The 19,524-nt window shown below is 40.2% G+C and carries 23 protein-coding genes and 1 tRNA gene; 12 read left to right on the forward strand and 12 right to left on the reverse strand.

From position 1 onward, the window contains the following. Window positions 1–9: 9 nt before the first annotated feature. The 4 genes from RE471_RS08305 to RE471_RS08320 all read right to left on the reverse strand — a co-directional run bounded on the left by RE471_RS08305 (window position 10) and on the right by RE471_RS08320 (window position 3,711). Window positions 10–723 carry a hypothetical protein gene (locus RE471_RS08305; protein WP_309214382.1) on the reverse strand — a complete coding sequence of 238 codons (714 nt, stop codon included), beginning with the start codon at window positions 721–723 and terminating at the stop codon, window positions 10–12. Window positions 724–877: 154 nt separating this feature from the next. After that, window positions 878–1,024 (reverse strand): hypothetical protein, encoded by a 147-nt coding sequence (locus RE471_RS08310; protein WP_309214383.1) that lies wholly within the window; start codon window positions 1,022–1,024, stop codon window positions 878–880. Window positions 1,025–1,102: 78 nt separating this feature from the next. Continuing rightward, window positions 1,103–1,960 carry a thiamine pyrophosphate-dependent enzyme gene (locus tag RE471_RS08315; protein WP_309214384.1) on the reverse strand — a complete coding sequence of 286 codons (858 nt, stop codon included), beginning with the start codon at window positions 1,958–1,960 and terminating at the stop codon, window positions 1,103–1,105. Then, entirely contained in the window at window positions 1,957–3,711 is a 1,755-nt protein-coding gene (locus tag RE471_RS08320; protein ID WP_309214385.1) for a 2-oxoacid:acceptor oxidoreductase subunit alpha, read from the reverse strand. Before RE471_RS08320 ends, RE471_RS08315 begins: the two co-directional genes overlap by 4 nt. Window positions 3,712–3,946: 235 nt before the next feature. Between RE471_RS08320 and RE471_RS08325 the strand changes: the two genes are divergently transcribed. Together RE471_RS08325 and RE471_RS08330 are read left to right on the forward strand one after the other, a co-directional pair. Then, on the forward strand, window positions 3,947–4,375 hold the full coding sequence (locus RE471_RS08325; protein ID WP_298276097.1) for a MarR family winged helix-turn-helix transcriptional regulator: 429 nt from the start codon (window positions 3,947–3,949) through the stop codon (window positions 4,373–4,375). Between the two features lie 49 nt (window positions 4,376–4,424). After that, complete coding sequence (locus tag RE471_RS08330; RefSeq protein WP_309214387.1) at window positions 4,425–5,984, forward strand: site-2 protease family protein; 1,560 nt, start codon at window positions 4,425–4,427, stop codon at window positions 5,982–5,984. Here the strand turns inward: RE471_RS08330 and RE471_RS08335 are convergent. Further along, window positions 5,979–6,593, reverse strand: a complete 615-nt coding sequence (locus tag RE471_RS08335) for an alpha/beta hydrolase (RefSeq protein WP_309214388.1) — start codon at window positions 6,591–6,593, stop codon at window positions 5,979–5,981. The two genes, RE471_RS08330 and RE471_RS08335, sit on opposite strands and share 6 nt — an antisense overlap. A gap of 138 nt (window positions 6,594–6,731) precedes the next feature. On the opposite strand from RE471_RS08335, the gene rqcH reads away from it, so the two are divergent. Beyond that, window positions 6,732–8,582, forward strand: a complete 1,851-nt coding sequence (gene rqcH / locus RE471_RS08340) for a ribosome rescue protein RqcH (RefSeq protein WP_309214389.1) — start codon at window positions 6,732–6,734, stop codon at window positions 8,580–8,582. An 11-nt stretch (window positions 8,583–8,593) separates the two neighbouring features. On the opposite strand, the gene RE471_RS08345 is transcribed toward rqcH, so the two are convergent. The 3 genes from RE471_RS08345 to RE471_RS08355 form a co-directional block, all read right to left on the reverse strand. Next, window positions 8,594–9,511, reverse strand: a complete 918-nt coding sequence (locus tag RE471_RS08345) for a bifunctional phosphoglucose/phosphomannose isomerase (protein ID WP_309214390.1) — start codon at window positions 9,509–9,511, stop codon at window positions 8,594–8,596. A 41-nt stretch (window positions 9,512–9,552) separates the two neighbouring features. After that, complete coding sequence (locus RE471_RS08350) at window positions 9,553–10,758, reverse strand: MFS transporter (protein WP_309214391.1); 1,206 nt, start codon at window positions 10,756–10,758, stop codon at window positions 9,553–9,555. 127 nt (window positions 10,759–10,885) lie between these two features. Then, the gene (locus RE471_RS08355; protein ID WP_309214392.1) at window positions 10,886–11,332 is read right to left on the reverse strand and encodes a hypothetical protein; all 447 of its coding nucleotides are present in this window, start codon (window positions 11,330–11,332) and stop codon (window positions 10,886–10,888) included. Window positions 11,333–11,523: 191 nt separating this feature from the next. Here RE471_RS08355 and radB point away from each other — a divergent pair, with 191 nt between their 5' ends. Together radB and fen are read left to right on the forward strand one after the other, a co-directional pair. Further along, window positions 11,524–12,234 carry a DNA repair and recombination protein RadB gene (gene radB / locus RE471_RS08360; RefSeq protein ID WP_309214393.1) on the forward strand — a complete coding sequence of 237 codons (711 nt, stop codon included), beginning with the start codon at window positions 11,524–11,526 and terminating at the stop codon, window positions 12,232–12,234. A gap of 2 nt (window positions 12,235–12,236) precedes the next feature. Then, the gene (gene fen, locus RE471_RS08365) at window positions 12,237–13,256 is read left to right on the forward strand and encodes a flap endonuclease-1 (RefSeq protein WP_309214394.1); all 1,020 of its coding nucleotides are present in this window, start codon (window positions 12,237–12,239) and stop codon (window positions 13,254–13,256) included. Here fen and RE471_RS08370 read toward each other — a convergent pair. The 3 genes from RE471_RS08370 to RE471_RS08380 are packed head-to-tail and all read right to left on the reverse strand — an operon-like array spanning window position 13,253 to window position 14,736. Next, on the reverse strand, window positions 13,253–13,531 hold the full coding sequence (locus tag RE471_RS08370; RefSeq protein WP_309214395.1) for a hypothetical protein: 279 nt from the start codon (window positions 13,529–13,531) through the stop codon (window positions 13,253–13,255). The two genes, fen and RE471_RS08370, sit on opposite strands and share 4 nt — an antisense overlap. After that, entirely contained in the window at window positions 13,532–14,521 is a 990-nt protein-coding gene (locus tag RE471_RS08375) for a tyrosine--tRNA ligase (protein WP_309214396.1), read from the reverse strand. 32 nt (window positions 14,522–14,553) lie between these two features. Continuing rightward, window positions 14,554–14,736 carry a hypothetical protein gene (locus RE471_RS08380; protein ID WP_309214397.1) on the reverse strand — a complete coding sequence of 61 codons (183 nt, stop codon included), beginning with the start codon at window positions 14,734–14,736 and terminating at the stop codon, window positions 14,554–14,556. 294 nt (window positions 14,737–15,030) lie between these two features. Here RE471_RS08380 and RE471_RS08385 point away from each other — a divergent pair, with 294 nt between their 5' ends. The 4 genes from RE471_RS08385 to RE471_RS08400 all read left to right on the forward strand — a co-directional run bounded on the left by RE471_RS08385 (window position 15,031) and on the right by RE471_RS08400 (window position 17,796). Further along, window positions 15,031–15,744: a TrmB family transcriptional regulator gene (locus RE471_RS08385; RefSeq protein WP_309214398.1), complete on the forward strand. Its 714-nt coding sequence runs from the start codon at window positions 15,031–15,033 to the stop codon at window positions 15,742–15,744. Further along, the gene (locus RE471_RS08390) at window positions 15,728–16,573 is read left to right on the forward strand and encodes a deoxyribonuclease IV (protein ID WP_309214400.1); all 846 of its coding nucleotides are present in this window, start codon (window positions 15,728–15,730) and stop codon (window positions 16,571–16,573) included. Before RE471_RS08385 ends, RE471_RS08390 begins: the two co-directional genes overlap by 17 nt. After that, entirely contained in the window at window positions 16,573–17,733 is a 1,161-nt protein-coding gene (locus RE471_RS08395; RefSeq protein WP_309214401.1) for a DUF1015 family protein, read from the forward strand. The genes RE471_RS08390 and RE471_RS08395 overlap by 1 nt, the downstream gene beginning before the upstream one ends. Then, window positions 17,724–17,796: transfer RNA gene (locus RE471_RS08400), tRNA-Thr, on the forward strand. The genes RE471_RS08395 and RE471_RS08400 overlap by 10 nt, the downstream gene beginning before the upstream one ends. Window positions 17,797–17,802: 6 nt before the next feature. On the opposite strand, the gene RE471_RS08405 is transcribed toward RE471_RS08400, so the two are convergent. Continuing rightward, complete coding sequence (locus RE471_RS08405; RefSeq protein WP_309214402.1) at window positions 17,803–18,015, reverse strand: hypothetical protein; 213 nt, start codon at window positions 18,013–18,015, stop codon at window positions 17,803–17,805. Between the two features lie 92 nt (window positions 18,016–18,107). Here RE471_RS08405 and RE471_RS08410 point away from each other — a divergent pair, with 92 nt between their 5' ends. Genes RE471_RS08410 through RE471_RS08420 form a run of 3 tightly spaced genes read left to right on the forward strand, consistent with a single transcriptional unit; the run spans window position 18,108 to window position 19,521 of the window. Continuing rightward, window positions 18,108–18,359: a hypothetical protein gene (locus RE471_RS08410; RefSeq protein WP_309214403.1), complete on the forward strand. Its 252-nt coding sequence runs from the start codon at window positions 18,108–18,110 to the stop codon at window positions 18,357–18,359. Then, complete coding sequence (locus RE471_RS08415) at window positions 18,346–18,672, forward strand: helix-turn-helix domain-containing protein (protein WP_309214404.1); 327 nt, start codon at window positions 18,346–18,348, stop codon at window positions 18,670–18,672. The genes RE471_RS08410 and RE471_RS08415 overlap by 14 nt, the downstream gene beginning before the upstream one ends. Window positions 18,673–18,693: 21 nt before the next feature. Then, on the forward strand, window positions 18,694–19,521 hold the full coding sequence (locus tag RE471_RS08420; protein ID WP_309214405.1) for a hypothetical protein: 828 nt from the start codon (window positions 18,694–18,696) through the stop codon (window positions 19,519–19,521). Window positions 19,522–19,524: the final 3 nt, after the last annotated feature.

Consider the following 19,524-nt stretch of genomic DNA (forward strand, 5'->3'; position numbering starts at 1 on the left):
ATTTAGTTTTTATCTAAAATTTTCAGAATAATTCTCCATCAGGCATTCAATTGCACTGTAATAATCATTAAAATTTCCTGTTTTCATTGCGTTCCGAAGTTTCTCCTGGCAGTTGCCGTTTTCAACAGGTGATATATGATCCTTGAATAGCTCTTTTATGCTGCTGTCCACTAAAAATATCCCGCTTCTGACTGTAAATGGATCTGGAGGGCATTTATAATCCGTGTTTGATTCTTCATTATAAAGTGTGCACTGCTTTTTCTCATAGTCAATTCTGAAACTTTTAACGCCCTTAAATTTAGCAATTGCGATGCTTATTCCTCCAGGCTCGATGCCATTCCATCCTCCTTCAAGCACTGAATAGGACTCACCGCCGGAAAGTGTATAAAGAAAGGCAACGAGCATTTCTGAATCTGAATTTTCTATAATTGCAAGGGGTGCACTGTTAGTTTTTACATTTACGTTTTTCAGGCTTTCCGGGTGTGTTACAAAATCCACGTTAAAATTATGGTAATAAAGTGGATAAAACGCATCCCCGAAGGCATAAATTTCTGAAACCTTTCCGTTCTGTGAAACTCCACGTATCAGTATAAATGATTTTGTTGTGCTGCTCCTGTTTTCAAAATTCCACTGGATAATGCCCTGTGAACGATCATACCATGTATAATTAACTGTCACCGGTAGCTTTCTTAAATCCTCTGAAATAAGTCCTGCAACTGCCATAACAATATAACTTAATCATAGTATAAAAATGTTCATGAAAAATCCAGTCTACAATTTAAATATTATATAAGGTCTTTGGACACAAAAATTATGCCCTGCATTGTTATTACATGCCGTAAGGTATTGTGTTTTTCAAAGTTAATTATTTGCCTGTTTATTTATCAAGCTTTTTCTTTAATTCATTAATTTCTGCCTGTATAGACTTATCCATAGGATTTTTTCTTGCCTTCTGCTCAAGTTCCTCAATTTTCATTTCGATGCTTTTCTTTTTTCTATTCAAATCTCTTTTTCCTAGTCCCATCATTAATAATATTAACATCGTATAAAAATATTGATTTAAATTAGGGTTATATAAAAATAAAATATTAAATAATATAATTCAATAAAATTCTTCAAGGTCTGCTTCGGTTAATTTATAAGGCTCTTTATCCTTCAGATTGTATTTTGATAGGGTTTCGTCTACGTCTTCGTAAACCGGGGCATCCACATCATAGAATATGCCTATGGGTATTGTATGTGCCTCCTCTCCCCACTCAGATGCGTGTTTGAATGCCTCAAAGAAATCCTTTCTGTTATTTCCCTGAAGCTCGTAAGTTGTTTTCCTGAAGAAATCGTAACCTTCAATTTTATTGTATGTTACACAGGGACTGAAGACGTCAATGAATGAGAAACCTTTGTGCTGAATCGCGGCCTTGGTAATTTCCTTTAATTGCTTTATGTCCCCGGAAAGCCCACGTGCGACAAATGTGGCACCGGCGGTAAGTGCATAGTGCATTGGATTGAAAGGCGGCTCTATGTTGCCGTCCGGCGTGCTTTTTGTAATTCTTCCTATGGGTGTTGTTGGTGATGCCTGGCCTGTTGTCAACCCGAATACCTGGTTATCAGAAACCATATATGTCATGTCAACGTTTCTTTTTGCTGCATGATAAAAATGCTGCGTGCCCTCGAAGAATCCATCGCCATCTCCGCCATAGGCTATTACTGTAAGCTTTCTGTTGGCCCATTTAATTCCCTCTGCTACAGGCAGTGACCTGCCATGAAGCCCGTGGTATCCATATGTGTTGATAAATTCAGGCATATTGCTTGAACAGCCTATGCCGGATGATATTACAACATTCTCTGGCCTTATATCTAGCTCTGAAAGAGCCATTGAAATTGCCCTCAGCTGTGAGAAATTCCCACATCCCGGGCACCAGTCGGGTGCCACCTTTCCCTTATATTCTGCTACAGGTATCATAATTTCTCCTCCACATTTATTTTCTTTCCGAATATTGCCTCTTCAAGCTGCATAGCAAGGTCTGAAGGGAAGAAGGCCTCTCCGTCGTATTTCCCTATGAATGTTGTATCCACAAGGAATTCCTTCCTTATCAGACCATTAAGCTGCCCTGAGAAGTTATTTTCAACAACTATTATCTTCTTTTTCCCGGCAATCAGCTTCTGGATGTCGTGATTCATTGGGAATACATGGGTAATCTCAACTGCACCTATTTTTGTGCCGTTCTTTCTCATGCAGTCCACTGCCTCTTCTACAGCGCCTCTGGTTGATCCCCACTGAATTATTACATACTCGGCATCATCCATTTTGTATGTTTTTGTTGCCGGTATTTCTTTTATGTACTCATTCAGCTTCCTCATTCTTTTCTCCATGGAAAGCTTTCTCTGGGTTGGATCTGTTATTGCATCACTGACCACAGCGCCGTACTCGTTGTGCTCATCAGAATCCTCATTATGCATTAATCCAGGCTGTCCGGGGAATGCCCTCTTGGATATTCCAGTTTCTGTGAATTCATACCTCTTATAGTCCGGCTCGTTGTCCTTTGCCAGAAGCCCTCTGTCCATCTTGTAGCTCAGGTCAAAGCTTACTGTTTCATCATGCTCTGCAAGGTAGAGATCTGTAACAACAAAGACCGGCAGCTGGTACCTCTCTGCAAGGTTGAAAGCTTCCTTTGTAAGATTGAAGGCTTCCTCAACTGTTCCCGGGGCAAGAACTATTCTGGGCATATCTCCCTGACCTGCTCCCAGTACCTGATTCAGGTCCCCCTGTTCAGTTTTTGTGGGCAGACCGGTGGAAGGGCCAGGCCTCTGTGCTTCATAGATGACCAGGGGCACCTCTGTCATTCCCGACAGGCCTACACCCTCTGTCATTAGTGCAAAGCCGCCTCCTGATGATCCGGTAGCAGCCCTGACACCTGCATAATTTGCCCCTATTGCGGCATTTATGGCACTTATTTCATCCTCTGTTAGTTTAAGGAATACATTATACTTCTTGCCATGCGTGGCTATGAACTGCAGGAATGATGAAGCTGGAGTCATCGGATACGCGAAATACATCTGCATTCCTGCGTTTATAGCTCCCAGCGCAGCTGCATCTCCTCCAGATATGGTATAAAGCTTTCTGTCAAATTTATCCAGCTTCCTATAAACTGAATAGTTCTGCAAATAATATTCATATCCTTCCTTTGCAGCGCTTATATTGGCATCAACAAGCTTTCCTTTCTTGTTGAATACCTTCTCTATAACTCCAGAAAATACTTCGAAGTCCAGTCCAAGCGCAGCAACTACTGCACCCAATGCCACAGTATTTTTCAGCAATGGATTTGCATCGAATTTCATTGCAATATCTCTCAATGGAACAGGGCAGTATTTTACCTCACTGTATTTCTTGAAATTTTTTATGGTTCCAGGATCATATATGGCTATTCCACTCAGTGGGGATGCCCCGCCCTCATTTATATCCCTGTTTGTATGCCTCTCCAGTGAATCGGCATTGAGAGCCACAAGCACGTCCAAACCGCTTCCCTGGTTCCTGACCTTTTCATCAGAAGCCCTTATCTGGTACCAGCTTTCACCCCCTCTTATGAGGCTCTGATAGTAATTATATGTGCTTATATATAATCCACTTCTTGAAAATGTTTTGGCCAGGGTCAACCCGGCGGACTGCACTCCATCTCCAGCAGCCCCTCCTATTCTCACAATTATTTCTTCCATGTTGATAGTTAGTAGTAAGTGGCGTATAAATTTTTTTATGATTACGGAATTTATAATTAGCCAGATGACGTAATTTTTTGTATATTAATATCTTGGCATTGATTTAAATATGTTAGTTTTGCCATAAAATACGGGTTTTCAAGCCTAAAATATTTAACCATAAATCGTTTAATGAACAATTATTTACTCAATGGAAACCATAAAATAGGACTTCCATATCAGTAAATGATATAGAATGGAAAAAATCAGTAGCTATGATGTCTGGAGGGAATTTCTCAGAACATGGAAAACCTGGTATAAAGCCTCCGAAAAAAATCTGATTTCCATGGGCGTATCTACTGTTGAGTATAGAATTTTAAAAAATTTGACAGAAAGAGGTTCACTTCCAATGATTGAACTTGCCAACATAAATATGGTAACACAGGGATGGATAACAGGAGTTGTTGATAAACTTGAAGAATTGGGATACGTAAAGCGTGAAAGAAGCGATACCGATAGAAGGGTTATAAATATCTCAGTATCAAATAAGGGAAAGGCGTTTTTCAAAAAAATAGAGACACTACACCTCAAATTCATTGATGATTCACTGAAAAATTTTACGGACGAGGAAAAATACAACATTCTGAATTTCCTTAAAAAAATAGAGGTAAATGTTGAGAAATAGAACCGGCAGGGAAAAAGATTATTATTGATATTTTACTATGAGTTTATAAATGAGCTATAATGAGATATTTCTGATAATACTTATTGTTTTTTCGTGGATAATCATAATAATATCGCTGGCGCCAGAAATCAATAAATCAAAGCATTTTTCTACCATGGGGCCCGCTTTGATGATCAAATCAACCAGCAACAAGGGAGTGCTTGATGCAGTGGCAAAACATCTACCTGCAAAGGGAATGAGCCGTTTCTCCACAATACTTGTTGTCCTTGGTGGCCTTCTGGCCTTTGCCATGCTTCTCTATGAGGCTGTGCTTCTGACAATAATTCATGAGCCACCAAGTGCGGCGCCACCACTCAACGAATATCTTGCCCTGCCACTAATAAACCCATTTATACCGCTTGGATATGGAACTGCCAGCCTGGTATTTGCAGTTGTGATACACGAAATGTTCCATGGCATTGTGGCCAGAAAGCACGGCATAAAGGTCACCAGTGTAGGTGCACTGTTCTTTATTATTCCTGTTGGTGCTTTTGTTGAGCCTGATGAGAAGGAAATCATGGCAGCTGATCCTGTTGTAAGAAGGCGCATAATAGCTGCCGGGCCTGGGATCAACCTTATCATTGCAATTATATGCATAGTCCTGCTCATATTTGTAATGATGCCTGCATCTGCACCCATACATTCAGGTATCTACGTTGAGGATTCTACAAGCATTTACAGTGGCCATTCAATACCAAAGGGCATGGAAATCACATCCTATGGCAATCTGTCTGGAAAGCAGCTTAACAGCCTTGAAACAACTTCCATGATTACCCCCGGAATGGCAAATGTTACACTTTTCAATGGCAAGACCAGTACTGTTGAAAGCGTGCCAACCGGAGTTGCCATAGTAGATTTGCTCTCTGGGTTCCCCGCTGCAGAAGACAAGGTTCCGACGGATTCCATAATTTATAATATAAGTGATAATGGCAACTCTCACATTATTTACAACATAGATACACTTGGCAATGTTCTGGACAAAATACCGCCAGGCACAACCATAAATATGACGGTAATTACCTTCGGAAGTACTGAGCACTTTACTACATACACAATGAAGACGGTTTCCACATACAGCTACTATGCAAAGGATGACCCGGCGGCAAACAGTGCTGCCTACAAAGACGAAAGCTTCATAGGGGTCCAGATATCATATTCGGGAATAGGCTATGCATCCATAGACAGCATGCACAGCCTTGTATTCGGGGCCCAGATAGCCGGCCCGGAGTTTTATGAAACCCTTGGGCTTCCCATACTGGGGCTCTCACCTATACCGGGAAGCCTGGCCCACCTGTTTTCAACGCCCTTTAATTCCTACATATTCTTCGGCATAGTAAACAGCCTTTACTGGATATTCTGGATAGATTTCCTTCTGGGGATTATGAATGCACTTCCGCTCTCAATACTGGACGGCGGGCAGTTCTTCAAGGATACACTAAATATAGCTTCCAGGAGGGAAAGATTCAAATTTCTCAGGGATGAAAAAAATGTTACAAAGATATACTATGCCCTGGGTCTGTTTGTATTCTTCCTTTTGCTCTATATAGTTATAGCCCCCCGGATTTTATAGCTCCCCTAAAAATTTCTTAACATTATTAAAAAATATGTCCGGCTTTTCCATCTGTACGCAGTGGCCTGCCCCGTCGATTTTAACAAACGTCGATGATGCAATGAGGTCGTGATATTTTATCCCGTGTTCAATTGGAACCATGTTATCCTTTCCTCCCCACAGTATAAGCACAGGGCTGTCGATCCGGTTAAGCTCATTCAGGAGTGGGTCAACTCCAAGGCCGCCTATTATTATGGCTGACTTAATTATGCCATTAAAATCTATTAAGCTTTTCAGCGCTGTTCCGGCCGATGCTGATGGACCCACCACTACAATATTCTCCAGATAAAGCTTTTCCGAGAAATCCCTTATGAAATCTGCCCCCTTGGATGGAGCCCCAACAAAGTTATATTTGAAACTGGAGTCCGATTTTCCGAATCCTGGCATATCAGGGGCATAAACATTGTATCCCCACTGCCCTACCTTTCTCAGGGCATCTATCCCTGCCCAGGACGCCGATGTCTGGGATGTGTCATGCAGAAGAATAAAGTTTCTCCCACTACCGCGGGTATATGAAATATAATGTATATTAACTCCTCCTACTTCCATGTCATTCTCATTTACTTCCATGTATTCATGATTTATCTATTGTTATTATAATTATATAGTTGAGTTAATTTGAATAAAGTTACCGTGGATGTGACAGGACTAAGAAATCAAAAAGATTATATGACAATGTTAAAATAAGAGCAATCATTAATTGAAATTATGAAACTCAAGGAATCGTCACTGGATTTCCATGCATTTGTAAGCATATATGGAGATGCCATGCTAAACTCATTCATCAAGAAGATATACCAGGTCAACCAGAAAGAATTTGTATTCCAGCTATACAGGTCAGACCTGAAGAAGAGGGATTTTTTTATCTCTCTAACAAAGGGAATAGCCTTCTATGATGCCGAAAAGCCGGAGGAGGCAACACAGTTATCAATGCTGTTCAGAAAGCAATTATCAGAGAAGAGGATAGTTGGAATTGAGCAAATCAATTTTGACAGGGTTGTTAAAATTACCCTGCATACAGGCCAGGAAATAATACTGGAGCTTTTCAGTGGTGGAAATCTTATTATCACTGATAATGGGAAAATTGTATTTGCCATGGACCAGCATGTATACAAAACAAGGAAGATACTCATAGGGGAGGAGTATATCCCACCATCAACCGTGAATCCGGTGGAAAGCAGGGAAACATTTTTTGATATACTTAACAACAGCAAGGCATCCATAGTGAAAACACTGGCAACAAGGGGCAACCTGGGGGGGGAAATTGCGGAGGAGGCACTTTATAGAAGCAACATAGAGAAAAATAAAATGCCCTCTGAGGTAAGAAATGACTATGACAGGCTTTACGGAACGGTAATGGAGATATTGGAAGAATCAAAAAAGAATATGGCATATTATTATGAGGGGGATGAACTTCTATCGCCTGTGGTGCTGACTGCCTTGAATAAAGACCCGGACAGCAAATTTGAGGACTTAAATGAAGGAATCTGCTATTATATAAAGCACTACCCGGAAACGGATAAAAACAAATCCAGCGTTGAGAGAAGGATAGAATCCCAGAAGCGTTCCATAGAAGAATTCAATAAATTAATGCTTGTATATACAGAATTCGGGAATTACCTGAAAATGAATTTCCAGCCACTGCAGAAACTGCTCAACATTGTACATAACAATGTAAAACACAACAACAGTGAAAATTTTACGTTTTCAGACCTTGAAATCAGCAACATAAATCCGGCCAGGGGAACATTTACGGTAAACTATCAGGGCACCGACATAGTATTGAGCTATGTGGAATCCCCGGGAAATAATATAAACAGGGTGTTCAATACGGCCAAGGATTACAGGAACAAGATTGAGGGTGCCGAGAGGGCTATAGAGGAAACAAAAAAGCTTATTTTAAAGGAAAAGCAGAAGTCAGGGAAAAAGAAGAGGGTAAAATACTGGTTTGAATCCTACCACTGGTTTACCAGTTCTGCCGGAAATATGGTAATGTCAGGAAGGGATGCAAAAACAAATGAAAAGCTGGTAAAGAAGCATATGTCAGATAATGATATTTATGTACATGCCGACCTTTACGGCGCTCCAAGCACGGTAATCAAAAATGACGGCATCGGCATAACAGAGGAGACAATAAGGGAAGCATGCGAATTTGCAGTATCACTGTCCAGGGCATGGCCCGCCGGCATAGGTTCCGGAACTGCCTACTGGGTGGAGCCTTCACAGGTAAGCAAAACCCCTGAATCCGGTGAATTTGTATCGAAAGGTTCATGGATTGTCCGCGGAAAAAGAAATTATGTACTCAACCTGCCCCTGCAGTTAAAAATCTCACTTGTAGGTTATAAGGGAAATACGCTGCCAATGATATCACCGGCAGAAACGAAAACAGAATCTGAAAAGTATGTTATCATAAAACCTGGAAATGAGAAGAGATCCACTGCAGCTGAAAAAATTTCCAAAATACTTGGGATAGACAGGTCAGAAATAGAATCTATACTTCCTCCCGGTGGGTCAATCATCGTGGAGAGCTCAAAGGAAATAGCATCCACGACTTCATGAGACCCTGAAGCTTAGCTTAATTTAGCCTTGAGTTCCTCTATGGTGGATACATCAGTTGGGTCCACATTCCTTACCAGTGCAAGCTCGTATGTGAGATAATCTGCGTAATGGATAAGATAGAATAATTTCACGAAATAATCATTTGACGGGGATTTAACTACTGTAAACTGTTCTCCTGTTATGTCCTGTGTTATTTTTATCCTCTGATTAATTCTGGCATTGTCCGATTCAAATGCATAGAATAGATACTCAGACCTTCTGTAGGCTGACTTTAATGGCATGGTATCATTATGGTTCAGCTCAGGGAAATAACTGTAGAATGCGAAGGTCTTTGCATTTTCGTTGAACTGTGTTTTCCATCTATATGCCACGGATTTGAAGGGTTTTGATCCGTATATAATCGGGATTGAGCTATTCTCGTAAATTTTGAATGCCTCTGATTTCATTTCACCGTGGTTTTTGTCCATATCGTTGAGAACATCGTATGCTGCAGAAATTTTGTCGCCGTCTATTGGTGAAAATGTATTATAAAGAGGCATGAGCATATAGCCCAGTGCCGATCTCGGCTGGAGGCCGGAAGGTATTATTATAGGATTTTCAACTAGGGTTTCCAGTTTTCCACCGGATGTAATAGCCATGACATGGGCACCTTTTTTCTTGGCCTCCTCAACATTACTTATTGTTTCCTCAGTGTTCCCGGAGTAACTCACGGCAATGAAAAGCGTCTTTTCATTTACAAAGGACGGGATTCCGTAATCCCCTATAGAGATAACAGGGCGCTCTGTATAGTATTCCTGGAATATATTTCCAACTATTCCCGATCCGCCCATTCCAGAAATGACTATATTGTCAAAATTAAAATCCACAGTGAATTTGTCATTGGATTTCAGCTGCTCCTTTAAATTTTTTAACTCATTGAGAAAATTCATAATAGATTAGATAAAAATAGCATATTATTTTTTCTATTATATTATTTTATGTTATCCCCTGACAGCCCTGATAAATATGATGTGGACTCCTTTTTCTTTTTTATGGTAATGCTCACTGCAAAAACTGATAGAAGGCATACGAGGGTGGTCAGGTCAATGATCAGTATAAGGCCCGTATATCCAACAATGCCACCGATAACCCCCAAAAGCACAGATATGAGACCACCAAAAAGTGCCCCAAAATTATATGATATACCGGATATAAGCCCGCGAACAGCAGGATCAATTCTATCCATAAGCAGCAGCGGAATTATAGGCATTGACCCCACTCCGAAGGTGAATATAATCATTCCTGGAAGGGCAAATGGCCTTAAAAATCCAAAATAGGGCATTGCAACCCATGAAAAGGCCAGGGCAATTAATGACCCTGCCATAATCAGATGCTTCTTCCTGAAGTTGTTTGAGAGTCTTCCGAAGATCAGAAATCCTATGGCGACAGTAATGCTTGAGGCTATCATCACAACCCCCACAATTGATCCCGGGAGTCCAAATGAGGGAGCCACCGTGGGATAAAATGAGAGTATGGCGAAATATGCGGAAAAATAGCCAGACATCATAATCATGGACTTGATAAGTGGAATTTTATAGTCCATGAGATGTATTTTATTTTTGGCTTTTTTTATTACCCGCTTATCGCCTGGAAGCTTCATTAGTGTATAGGGGGCAATAATAAGGGGTATGGTACCTGTTATGAGGAAAAGCCTCCATGTTGCACCTATGGTGGGCAGGAACAGTATGTATGCAACCCCTGTTAACGCATATCCTATCCCGTATCCACTCTGTATTATTCCGAATATTGTGGATCTTATATCGGCAGGAGAGAATTCATATCCGAGAACAGTACCAGATGTCCATTCACCTCCCATAAATATGCCCTGCACGAATCTTGCAGAGAATAAAATAAAAACATCAGGTGAGAATGCCATTATCCCGGCAAATATGGCATATCCAGCAGTGCTTAGTGCCATGACACGCCTGGCACCGGCCCTGTCGGTAAGTGCTCCGAGATAGAGGCCCCCGAAAAACCTGCCTATGAGTCCAAGTGCAAAGAGCAATGATACAACACCGAGTCCTATGTGATAGGATTTTTCAAGTTCAGCATATATATAGGTAACAAGAGTGAGATCATATATATTTCCTATCCAGGACCCTGTAGATGCAAAAGTTGCATGAACATAATCCTTCATAATAGGTAATCGCGACAATTCAATTAAAGTTTCCCTGACTGTGGATAGCACATTATCCGGATTACCCTGAAAAACTGATAAGCTTGTCAATATGGAAATTACAAAGGCTCATTTAAAAGATTATCCTTCACTCCGTAAAATCTATCTTGACCTTCCACATGGAACGCTCCTGTACGGCTGTGGCCTTCACACCCCTTTGATTTATGAGATCAGCAAGTTTTTCTGCCCTCTCCTGGCCATTGAACTCTATGTATAGTGCATCTATACCGAACTCTGGCATACTTCCCTGAGAGGAAACAAGGTCTCCTATCTTATTCATGACTTCAATGAATTTATCCTTCTCTATGTAGAATGTCCCTTTCTCTATCTTAGAAACCCCGGTTTTAACTATCCCGTCATAGGTAATACTGGAAACCCTTTTATTGACGTGTATTGATGAAGTTTTATAATAAAATCCCATTAAAACTATGAAAATAATCAGGAGAGGTATTCCGAGGAATAAGAGCCCAACGGCAAAGGATAAGGCTGACATTATTAGAAATATTACGCCGATAGCCAGGTAAACGTTTGCCATTTTGGATGTATCTGTATTAATTATAAATAATTTATTAAAATTCCCGATCAGGAAATTATGTTGAAAATATCCATAGAATGCCCGGATATCTGAACTTTATCCTGCATTTTTACTTAAAATTTCAATTTTTCAATTACGCATATTGTATATTTTTAGAAACATTTTATTATATTATGTGATACTGTAATTAAATGGAAAAGATCAGTCTTGACGATTCAACGCAGAAGGTTTCATCGGGCTATAGCTGCCTTGACTCCCTGATGGATGGTGGAATAGAACAGGGAATAATAACCGAACTGTACGGTGAAGGAGGTGCCGGAAAATCCAACCTGGCAATGATATATTCACTTTCGGTGCTTAAGGGCGGACGTTCTGTTATATATGTTGATACCGAAGGTTTTTCTACAGAGCGTTTTTTGAGCATATCAAAGGGCTGCACGGAATATTTACCTCATATGAACATATACAGGGTTAAGTCCCTTGATGACCAGTACCTAGCCCTTATCAAATCTGATAAACTTATTGGGGAAAAACGTGATTCAAAACATAGCATAGGGATAATGGTTGTGGATTCCTTCACAAATTTTTTCAGAATGGAAACAGGCAAGGATCCATCTGCCAGGATGGAGGGATACGAAAAACAGTTGAGCATACTTTCCGGAATAGCACTGAAATACAAAATACCCGTTCTAATAACAAATCAGATATATGAAGATGTAAACAATAATTCTCTGGAGCCTTTCGGGGGCTTCTTCATAGACCATGCAATGAAGGCTATTTACAGGGTGGAAAAATTCAGGGATGGTACCAGGACCCTGACTGTAGACAAACACCGTTCCATTGCAGAGGGCCACAGCGCAAGATTCAAAATAACCGATAATGGGATTACCTGCGAGGTGTAAACATGGGAGTTGATATTTCAGGAATACTGGTAAAACATGAAACAACTATCAAGGAAAATGCTGGAAGTACAGTTTCTGTTGACGCGTACAATATCATATACCAGTTTCTCAGCAGCATAAGAGGCGAAGACGGCGAGCCCCTGAAGGATTCCTCCGGAAATATTACATCCCATTTATCCGGGATTTTTTACCGTACCGCAACACTGCTCCAGAATAGCATAAAGCCCGTGTACTCATTTGACGGGAAGCCATATCACCTCAAAAGTGAAACCCTGAAAGAGAGGAAGGCCATAAAGGACAAGAATATTGCTGAGCTTGATATCGCCATAAAAAATAACGATACAGAAAGGATTAAAACGCTATCTTCCAGAATCAATTACATAACGGCCGATATAGTTTCAGAATCAAAAAAACTCCTGGACCTGATGGGAGTTCCATGGGTGCAGGCTCCCACAGAGGGAGAGGCACAGGCATCATATATGAGCAAAACCGGCGTGGTGGATTCAGTTGTTTCCCAGGATTATGATTGCCTTTTATTCGGTGCCAGAAGAGTCCTGAGGAATTTTACAATGTACGGGCGTCGCAGGATATCGGGCACAGGAAGGTTCATTAACATTAGCCCTGAAATAATAGATTTGAAGGAGAATCTGGAAAATATGGGAATCACACAGGATCAGCTAATTGGCATTGGCATAATGGTAGGAACAGATTTCAACCCGGGGATTAGGGGCATAGGTGCCAAGACAGGCCTGTCATTGATTAAAAAATTTGGCACAGTGGAGGAGGTTTTAAAATATAAGGGAAAGGAGATAGAAAACCTTGCAGAAATAAAGGAATTTTTTAATAACCCGCCGGTGGCAGAGTGCGATGATATCAAACTTAAACCGCCTGACAGGGATGGAATTATAGACTATCTATGTAATCAACATAGTTTTTCACAGAACAGGATTAACCAGATTCTGGATCAGATGGAAAAGGGTTATTCCAGTGCAAACCAGTCGAACCTCGATAAGTATTTTTAATTTTTAATTTCCTGCTCTGTTACCATTACCTGATGGGATCTTGGATATTCCAGTTCCAGTATATCCTTCATGGCTTTTTTTATATCCTTTTCATCAACATCCATACTCTGGTTTCTAAATCCTTCCTCTATCACAGTAAACTTTTCTCCTGTTTTTTTAACTGTAACGATTCTATCTTTCTTGAAGCTCTTTATGATAAGCATGTGGTTGCTGTCCATCTTGGCAAGCATGGTGTGGACATGCTTATCTACGCTTCTTATGGGCATCCATGGCATTTAATCACTGTTAAGCTTATTGCTTACTGGCAATATAATATTTATGAGTATTTCAGTCAACGCTTTTTTAAGGTCCATTGGGTGAATCTCGGATCTCTGGTACCTTTCCTCCAGTTCCCTGAAAGACTTAATAGTGTAGGGTCCACCGTGGGCCTCTGAACGTTTAATTTCCAGATCCTTAACGTAGTATGGAAATATAAGGTATCTGAGTATATCGATTATGGGATTGTTTTCAACTATGCCCATGGGGCAGAAGGCATTTTTAATTTTCCTCCTTATATCATCTTCCCTGTCAGTTAAAAACAACGCTGATTCCGGATCACTTTTTGACATTTTCTTGAAATCATCCATTCTCCCTTTTCCTTTCAATGATGCTATAAGAGGCATCTCCATGAGGACAGGCTTTTTCCTTCCCATCTTCTCTGCTATGTCCCTTGCAAGCATGTACGCATGTCTCTGGTCTGTGCCACCAAGTGCAAGATCGGAATTCAGATAAAAAACATCCGTAACCTGCATTAGAGGATAAATATATTTACTGAAGTCCTTGTCTGCATCCTCCTCTGTCCTGCCCATGATGGGAAGTGATCTCCTGATTCTTAAAAGTGAGGAATTTTTAGCAGTCTGGAGCAACAATTCCCAGTAATCCGGATTTGCAACGACATCTGATGCCCAGATAAACTCAACCTCCGGGCTCAATCCTGCATAGATCATGCTGTTTTTTAGACGGTTGCCACTCTCCCTTATGAGATTTATATCACCTCCAAGTTTATCATTTACCCTGGCGTGCCAGTCTGCAAGCAGAACCTTCATATGAAAGCCCAGTTCAACAAGCTGGTTAATTTTATTGACATAAATCAGTATAGCTATGTGGGGAAGGCCAGATGGCTCGAATCCTATGTAACCCTGGCCGTTTCCGGTGAATAGGGTTTCACACTCTCCGGGAGTAACCACTTCCGAAGTATTTGATTTGAGAATTTCCAGTTTGTCCATTGGCAGGTAATACAGTGTTATTTAATTAATTTTTATTTTTTGAGAAGCAGATCCAGTAGCGATGATGCCTCTTTTTTTGTTAATTCTTCAAGGGAGCCCTTCTTCAATGATTTCAAATAATCGTCTACTATCTTCTGATTTGACTCTTCTCTTTTTAATAGGTCGTTTACAAATGATAGTTGTTTTTTTGTTATCTCATCGTTTTTATTATACATAGAATGAAATGTGATTGCCGTACATAAGGTTACGGTTTCTCTCTATAGGATGCATATGAATGAAACATTTCAGATGATTTATACAGAAGCTTGTAATTCCATATCCAATACTGATTTATACATATTGAATGCTTACCATGTGTCCATGTATAAAAATTACAGTTTTTAAAGGGACTTTTGTTTAAGTTAAAAGTTATGGATAACAGTATATTGCTAGAATTCAGGCACAATATAATTATCCTGTAGTACCTGGAAAATAGAAAATGTTTTAAATAAATAAGGCATTTATTAGTTATGGAAGCTAATCCAGAACACATAATGAAAACAGCAAACATGCTCAAAATCCTTGGGCTTTCGTCCTATGAAGCCCAGGCCTTTGCCTCATTAGTATATCACGGTGTGGCAAATGCTGATACTATTGCAGACACGGCGGGTATCCCAAGAACATCTGCTTATAAGGTCATGGAATCCCTGGTGGCACGTGGATTTGCAAGGGAAACAGAGGGCAGGCCCAGGATGTTCAAGCCCGAGGACATGTCAAAAATAAAGGAAGATTTTATTAACAGTGTGAATAAGTTATTTGATGACCTGAAGGAATTACAGGATGTGCTTCCGTCAAAAGGTGATCCCCAGCTGGTCTTTACCATCTATGGCAGGTCAAAGGTAATGAGCAAAATGGCCGAGATGTTTGACCTTACAGAAAGGGAAATCCTTATCGCAACACCACGTATAAGGGAGATCCGGAGTGAATTGAAGAAAAACATAGAGAACGCCTTGAAGAGGGGGGTAAAGGTTGTTTTTATAACACCGCCGAATAAGAGGGTCCCGCACAATACAATAGTTTACAGGAAAGAAGGACTGATAGCAACAGATGTGGCAAGTGATGATTCAAGGGCGATGCTGGCCGGAGCTGACCTGGATGCCTGCGGATATACTGATAACCCTATTCTTTCACTGCATGTACTGCAGTTCATAAATATGATGATGAACGATGAAATTAAGATGTGATTTCGAGAGCAGGAATAAGCTAGTGGGCGGGCATGTCTCAATAGCAGAGAGCATAGCGTTATCACCTGAAAGGGCGAATTCCTTTGGATTCAATACATTTCAGATTTTTGTAAAAAGCAATCTCCAATGGAAATACAGGGAAATAAGCGATGAGGAGTATGAAAATTTTAAACATAATGTTATGGAATTTAAAATGAAAAAGCCTGTGGTACATGCTACATATCTGCTCAACCTTGGCTCAGAAAATAAGGAACTGGTAGAAAAGTCTGTGAATGACCTGAAGTATGAAATAGGCGTGTGCAACCGTCTAGGCATTGAGTATCTCGTGATTCATCCCGGATCCAACAGGGACAGAAAGCATGCAATTGAATCCATAATGGGAATAATTAATTCAATGGAAACAGGAAATGTAAGGATTCTCATTGAAAATTCATCTGGAAAAGGCAGTACAGTTCCTGCCACAATTGAAGAAATGCAGTCCATGATAGACAGTTCAAAGAATAGAACCGGAATATGCCTTGATACCTGCCATTTTTTTGCAGAGGGGTATGACCTGGTTGATAAATATGGTGAGTCCATGGAAAGCCTGAAATCGTCGGGCGTAATGAAAAACATTTATGCCATGCATATCAATGATTCCATGTTTGAACTGGGATCAAAAAAGGACAGGCACGAAAATATAGGAAATGGATTTATCGGGAATGCTGGATTTAAAAATATAATAAACGACAGTTCATTCAACGGGATTCCAATGATCATGGAAACTCCCGGCGGGGATGAAAACTATTTATCCAATATACAGAAATTAAGAGATTTAATGGTGATGTAATGAACATTAAAGAATTCAAACCCTATCTATTTTCATGTGACATAAAGGACGTTGTTTCTCCACCATTTGACACAATCACACCAGAGCAGGAAAAGAAATTGCGTTCTGCAAAGTGCAATATAACTGCACTGAGCATGCCCGAGTCTGGGAGCAATGGGGTAAGTCCTAAAAAAATTCTGGAAAAATGGCTAAAAGATCACCTTGTTTATGAGTACAGCAGGGACATCATAATAATCCTGAAACAGATATTTTACATAAATAAAGAGGCTGTATCAAGGTACGGTATTATATCGCTGCTGGAACTCAACGGTACCATAAGTGCACATGAAAATACATTTGATAAGCAGGTAAGGGAAAGGCAGGGAATTATGCAAGAGTTACAGGCAGAGCCAGAACCCATATTCATAGTCATACCGGACAACAGCTTCGATAAAATGGTAAAAAGGTATGCATCTGACCTGGAAGAAAAATTCAAATTTGAGGAGCCCAGCGGCGTGGAAAATTATGTTTATTTCCTGGATGACCCTCATCGCATCACAAGGATAAAGGAATCACTTGAAAATGTTCATGGGATTGTGGCTGATGGCCATCACAGGACTCAGGCAATAAGGAACCTGGAGGCAGAGACAGGAGATAAGTTCTGGAATTATGCACTGGCATATACAACATCAATTTATGGAAATGGGTTAATGATCGGAGGTGTTGACAGGCTTGTTTACAGACTCAATTTTGAGGAAAACATGAACAGGATAAAAAACTTATTCGATATCTACACTGAGAAAACCATGGAAGATGACGATTGTATAAGGATTTATAGCAGGGGTTTGTTCTACAGGCTCATTCCCAAGGAATATGCTATAAATGAGACATTCGGCGCGAACAAACCTCTTTCTACAGAAATAATAAACAGAATACTATTCGAAAACGCATTCGGACTAAGCAGGGAGGAGATGGAAACAAAGATCGGTTATATATATAACACAACAGATGCCATAAACGCTGTTGACAGCCATGAGTGCGAATTTGCAGTGCTTATACCTCCATGGCATAAGGATGATTTCCTGAATCTCACCATGCAGAACAGGATATTCCCTCAGAAATCAACATATTTTTATCCAAAAATTCCATCAGGAATTGCAATATACTGCAGGCCATCGTAGCTCAGCAGGTAGAGTGGTTGATTCGTAATCAACAGGTCGCGAGTTCAAATCTCGCCGATGGCTCTGGATTTATATAAATTCTTTAACAAAAATTATTTTATCCTCATTGAATACAAGCGCGATTTCATAACTTCTTTCAATGTCATTGAAACTTGTATGGGATGTCCAGTTACCGGTGTACTGATCATGATTCAATTCACGTATTCTTATATTATCCACACCGGCATAATTTTTCATAATGTATTCCCTAATAAATTCAATGGCACGTGCACGGTCATCCATTGAAGCAGATCGAAATACGGTATAAAATACTTGGCAGGTTTGTTATTCCAAAATTTAAAAAGGCTTATAATAACCTGTTGCATTTATTATCCATGGAGTTTAAATTAACCATTGGAAAAATGGAAGATTTAAAAAATATGATCATGGAAGATATGGCAAAAACAGAAAATATAGATATTGATGATATTGAATTCCAGGATATATTTTATTATTCTGGGTTGAAGAAGTGGAATGCAAAAATTGAATTCAGAAAAAATGGGAAAAATTACATGGCCAGTATGGATATAATGGAAAATGGCATGATCACCAGATACCAGCAGAGGGAGGAAAATGAATTCAAATGAATGCCCCCTGAGCATAGCATTAAAGCCGCTTAAGGGAAAATGGGAACCGGTAATAATCAAGTTTCTATCCATAAACGGGAAATCGGGATACAAGGACATATATGACAGAATGGACAATATAACACCCAAGGCACTTACAGGGGCCCTGAAGATCCTTTACCAGGAGGGAATAATCAATAAGGTAACCATATCAGAAAAACCACATAGAGTCCTATACAGCCTGACTGAGAAGGGGGTTGCCATGATCAAGCCTCTGGACGCCATAGAATCACTGAACGGCAAGGCTAAATATTCTATGGCAAAGTCTAAATAATAACTTTTTGTTATAGACCGCATGACGTATTACAGCAGTGACGATTCCATAGCCAAGATAGACAGGATATCCCGGTTGCTTCTATTCATATCCATAGGATTCTTTATAGTGGCCTCACTGATAAACACACTGTATACACTGACGGGGCATCATGATCTTTTATTCAAAACCGGGCTTGTGTTTATTATACTGTTTGATATATTTTATGCAGTAATACTCCTGAGCATTTACCAAACCGGAAAGCTTCAGATTACAGACAGGCTGATATTTTTATCCCTTGGCCTATTTGCTATAATATTCATATCTGAAATAATGCTGGAAATAAATGCTGGTACAGGCCTTTTCCCCGGGATAGTTGGGTTTGTTGGCCTTGCCTTTGGATTCATGTATTATTACTTTAAGGGCGATGAGCTACTGTCACGGGTAATGATAATAATAGCGGCCATACTGGCCTACATTGCTATGGCAGGATACCCTTTAATGCCATATATATTCACATTCGGCACGTCATACCTGAATTCGGCATTGTGGGCTCAGGCATTCATAATTATGGAGATACTGCTAATACTTGCATTCCTGTTCAAATCAACACAGATCGTTGCAGATTTTCTCACTGAATCTGGCAAATCCCTGGGGCTGTTCATATTTGCCATAGGCATGATAATAACAGGCGCCTCAATGGTTTCCACAAACCTGGCAGCACTTCCTGCCGGGCTGGGAGATGCACTATCTGCCATACTTATTATAGCAGGCATCTTTGCACTCATTGCAGGTATTCTAATAGTCATAATATCGCTTATGGATTTTTATAACTCCGTAATAAAACCTAGAATCCATTTTATGAGATAAAAA

It is taken from the genome of Ferroplasma sp. (genome assembly GCF_031200575.1).
GTDB lineage: Archaea > Thermoplasmatota > Thermoplasmata > Thermoplasmatales > Thermoplasmataceae > Ferroplasma.

Excerpts from the sequence above, each read along its gene's own strand:
- RE471_RS08305 (WP_309214382.1), bottom strand. The coding sequence starts at position 723 with ATGGCAGTTGCAGGACTTATTTCAGAGGATTTAAGAAAGCTACCGGTG.
- RE471_RS08310 (WP_309214383.1), bottom strand. The coding sequence starts at position 1,024 with ATGGGACTAGGAAAAAGAGATTTGAATAGAAAAAAGAAAAGCATCGAA.
- RE471_RS08315 (WP_309214384.1), bottom strand. The coding sequence starts at position 1,960 with ATGATACCTGTAGCAGAATATAAGGGAAAGGTGGCACCCGACTGGTGC.
- RE471_RS08320 (WP_309214385.1), bottom strand. The coding sequence starts at position 3,711 with ATGGAAGAAATAATTGTGAGAATAGGAGGGGCTGCTGGAGATGGAGTG.
- RE471_RS08325 (WP_298276097.1), top strand. The coding sequence starts at position 3,947 with ATGGAAAAAATCAGTAGCTATGATGTCTGGAGGGAATTTCTCAGAACA.
- RE471_RS08330 (WP_309214387.1), top strand. The coding sequence starts at position 4,425 with ATGAGCTATAATGAGATATTTCTGATAATACTTATTGTTTTTTCGTGG.
- RE471_RS08335 (WP_309214388.1), bottom strand. The coding sequence starts at position 6,593 with ATGGAAGTAAATGAGAATGACATGGAAGTAGGAGGAGTTAATATACAT.
- rqcH (WP_309214389.1), top strand. The coding sequence starts at position 6,732 with ATGAAACTCAAGGAATCGTCACTGGATTTCCATGCATTTGTAAGCATA.
- RE471_RS08345 (WP_309214390.1), bottom strand. The coding sequence starts at position 9,511 with ATGAATTTTCTCAATGAGTTAAAAAATTTAAAGGAGCAGCTGAAATCC.
- RE471_RS08350 (WP_309214391.1), bottom strand. The coding sequence starts at position 10,758 with ATGAAGGATTATGTTCATGCAACTTTTGCATCTACAGGGTCCTGGATA.
- RE471_RS08355 (WP_309214392.1), bottom strand. The coding sequence starts at position 11,332 with ATGGCAAACGTTTACCTGGCTATCGGCGTAATATTTCTAATAATGTCA.
- radB (WP_309214393.1), top strand. The coding sequence starts at position 11,524 with ATGGAAAAGATCAGTCTTGACGATTCAACGCAGAAGGTTTCATCGGGC.
- fen (WP_309214394.1), top strand. The coding sequence starts at position 12,237 with ATGGGAGTTGATATTTCAGGAATACTGGTAAAACATGAAACAACTATC.
- RE471_RS08370 (WP_309214395.1), bottom strand. The coding sequence starts at position 13,531 with ATGCCATGGATGCCCATAAGAAGCGTAGATAAGCATGTCCACACCATG.
- RE471_RS08375 (WP_309214396.1), bottom strand. The coding sequence starts at position 14,521 with ATGGACAAACTGGAAATTCTCAAATCAAATACTTCGGAAGTGGTTACT.
- RE471_RS08380 (WP_309214397.1), bottom strand. The coding sequence starts at position 14,736 with ATGTATAATAAAAACGATGAGATAACAAAAAAACAACTATCATTTGTA.
- RE471_RS08385 (WP_309214398.1), top strand. The coding sequence starts at position 15,031 with ATGGAAGCTAATCCAGAACACATAATGAAAACAGCAAACATGCTCAAA.
- RE471_RS08390 (WP_309214400.1), top strand. The coding sequence starts at position 15,728 with ATGAAATTAAGATGTGATTTCGAGAGCAGGAATAAGCTAGTGGGCGGG.
- RE471_RS08395 (WP_309214401.1), top strand. The coding sequence starts at position 16,573 with ATGAACATTAAAGAATTCAAACCCTATCTATTTTCATGTGACATAAAG.
- RE471_RS08405 (WP_309214402.1), bottom strand. The coding sequence starts at position 18,015 with ATGGATGACCGTGCACGTGCCATTGAATTTATTAGGGAATACATTATG.
- RE471_RS08410 (WP_309214403.1), top strand. The coding sequence starts at position 18,108 with ATGGAGTTTAAATTAACCATTGGAAAAATGGAAGATTTAAAAAATATG.
- RE471_RS08415 (WP_309214404.1), top strand. The coding sequence starts at position 18,346 with ATGAATTCAAATGAATGCCCCCTGAGCATAGCATTAAAGCCGCTTAAG.
- RE471_RS08420 (WP_309214405.1), top strand. The coding sequence starts at position 18,694 with ATGACGTATTACAGCAGTGACGATTCCATAGCCAAGATAGACAGGATA.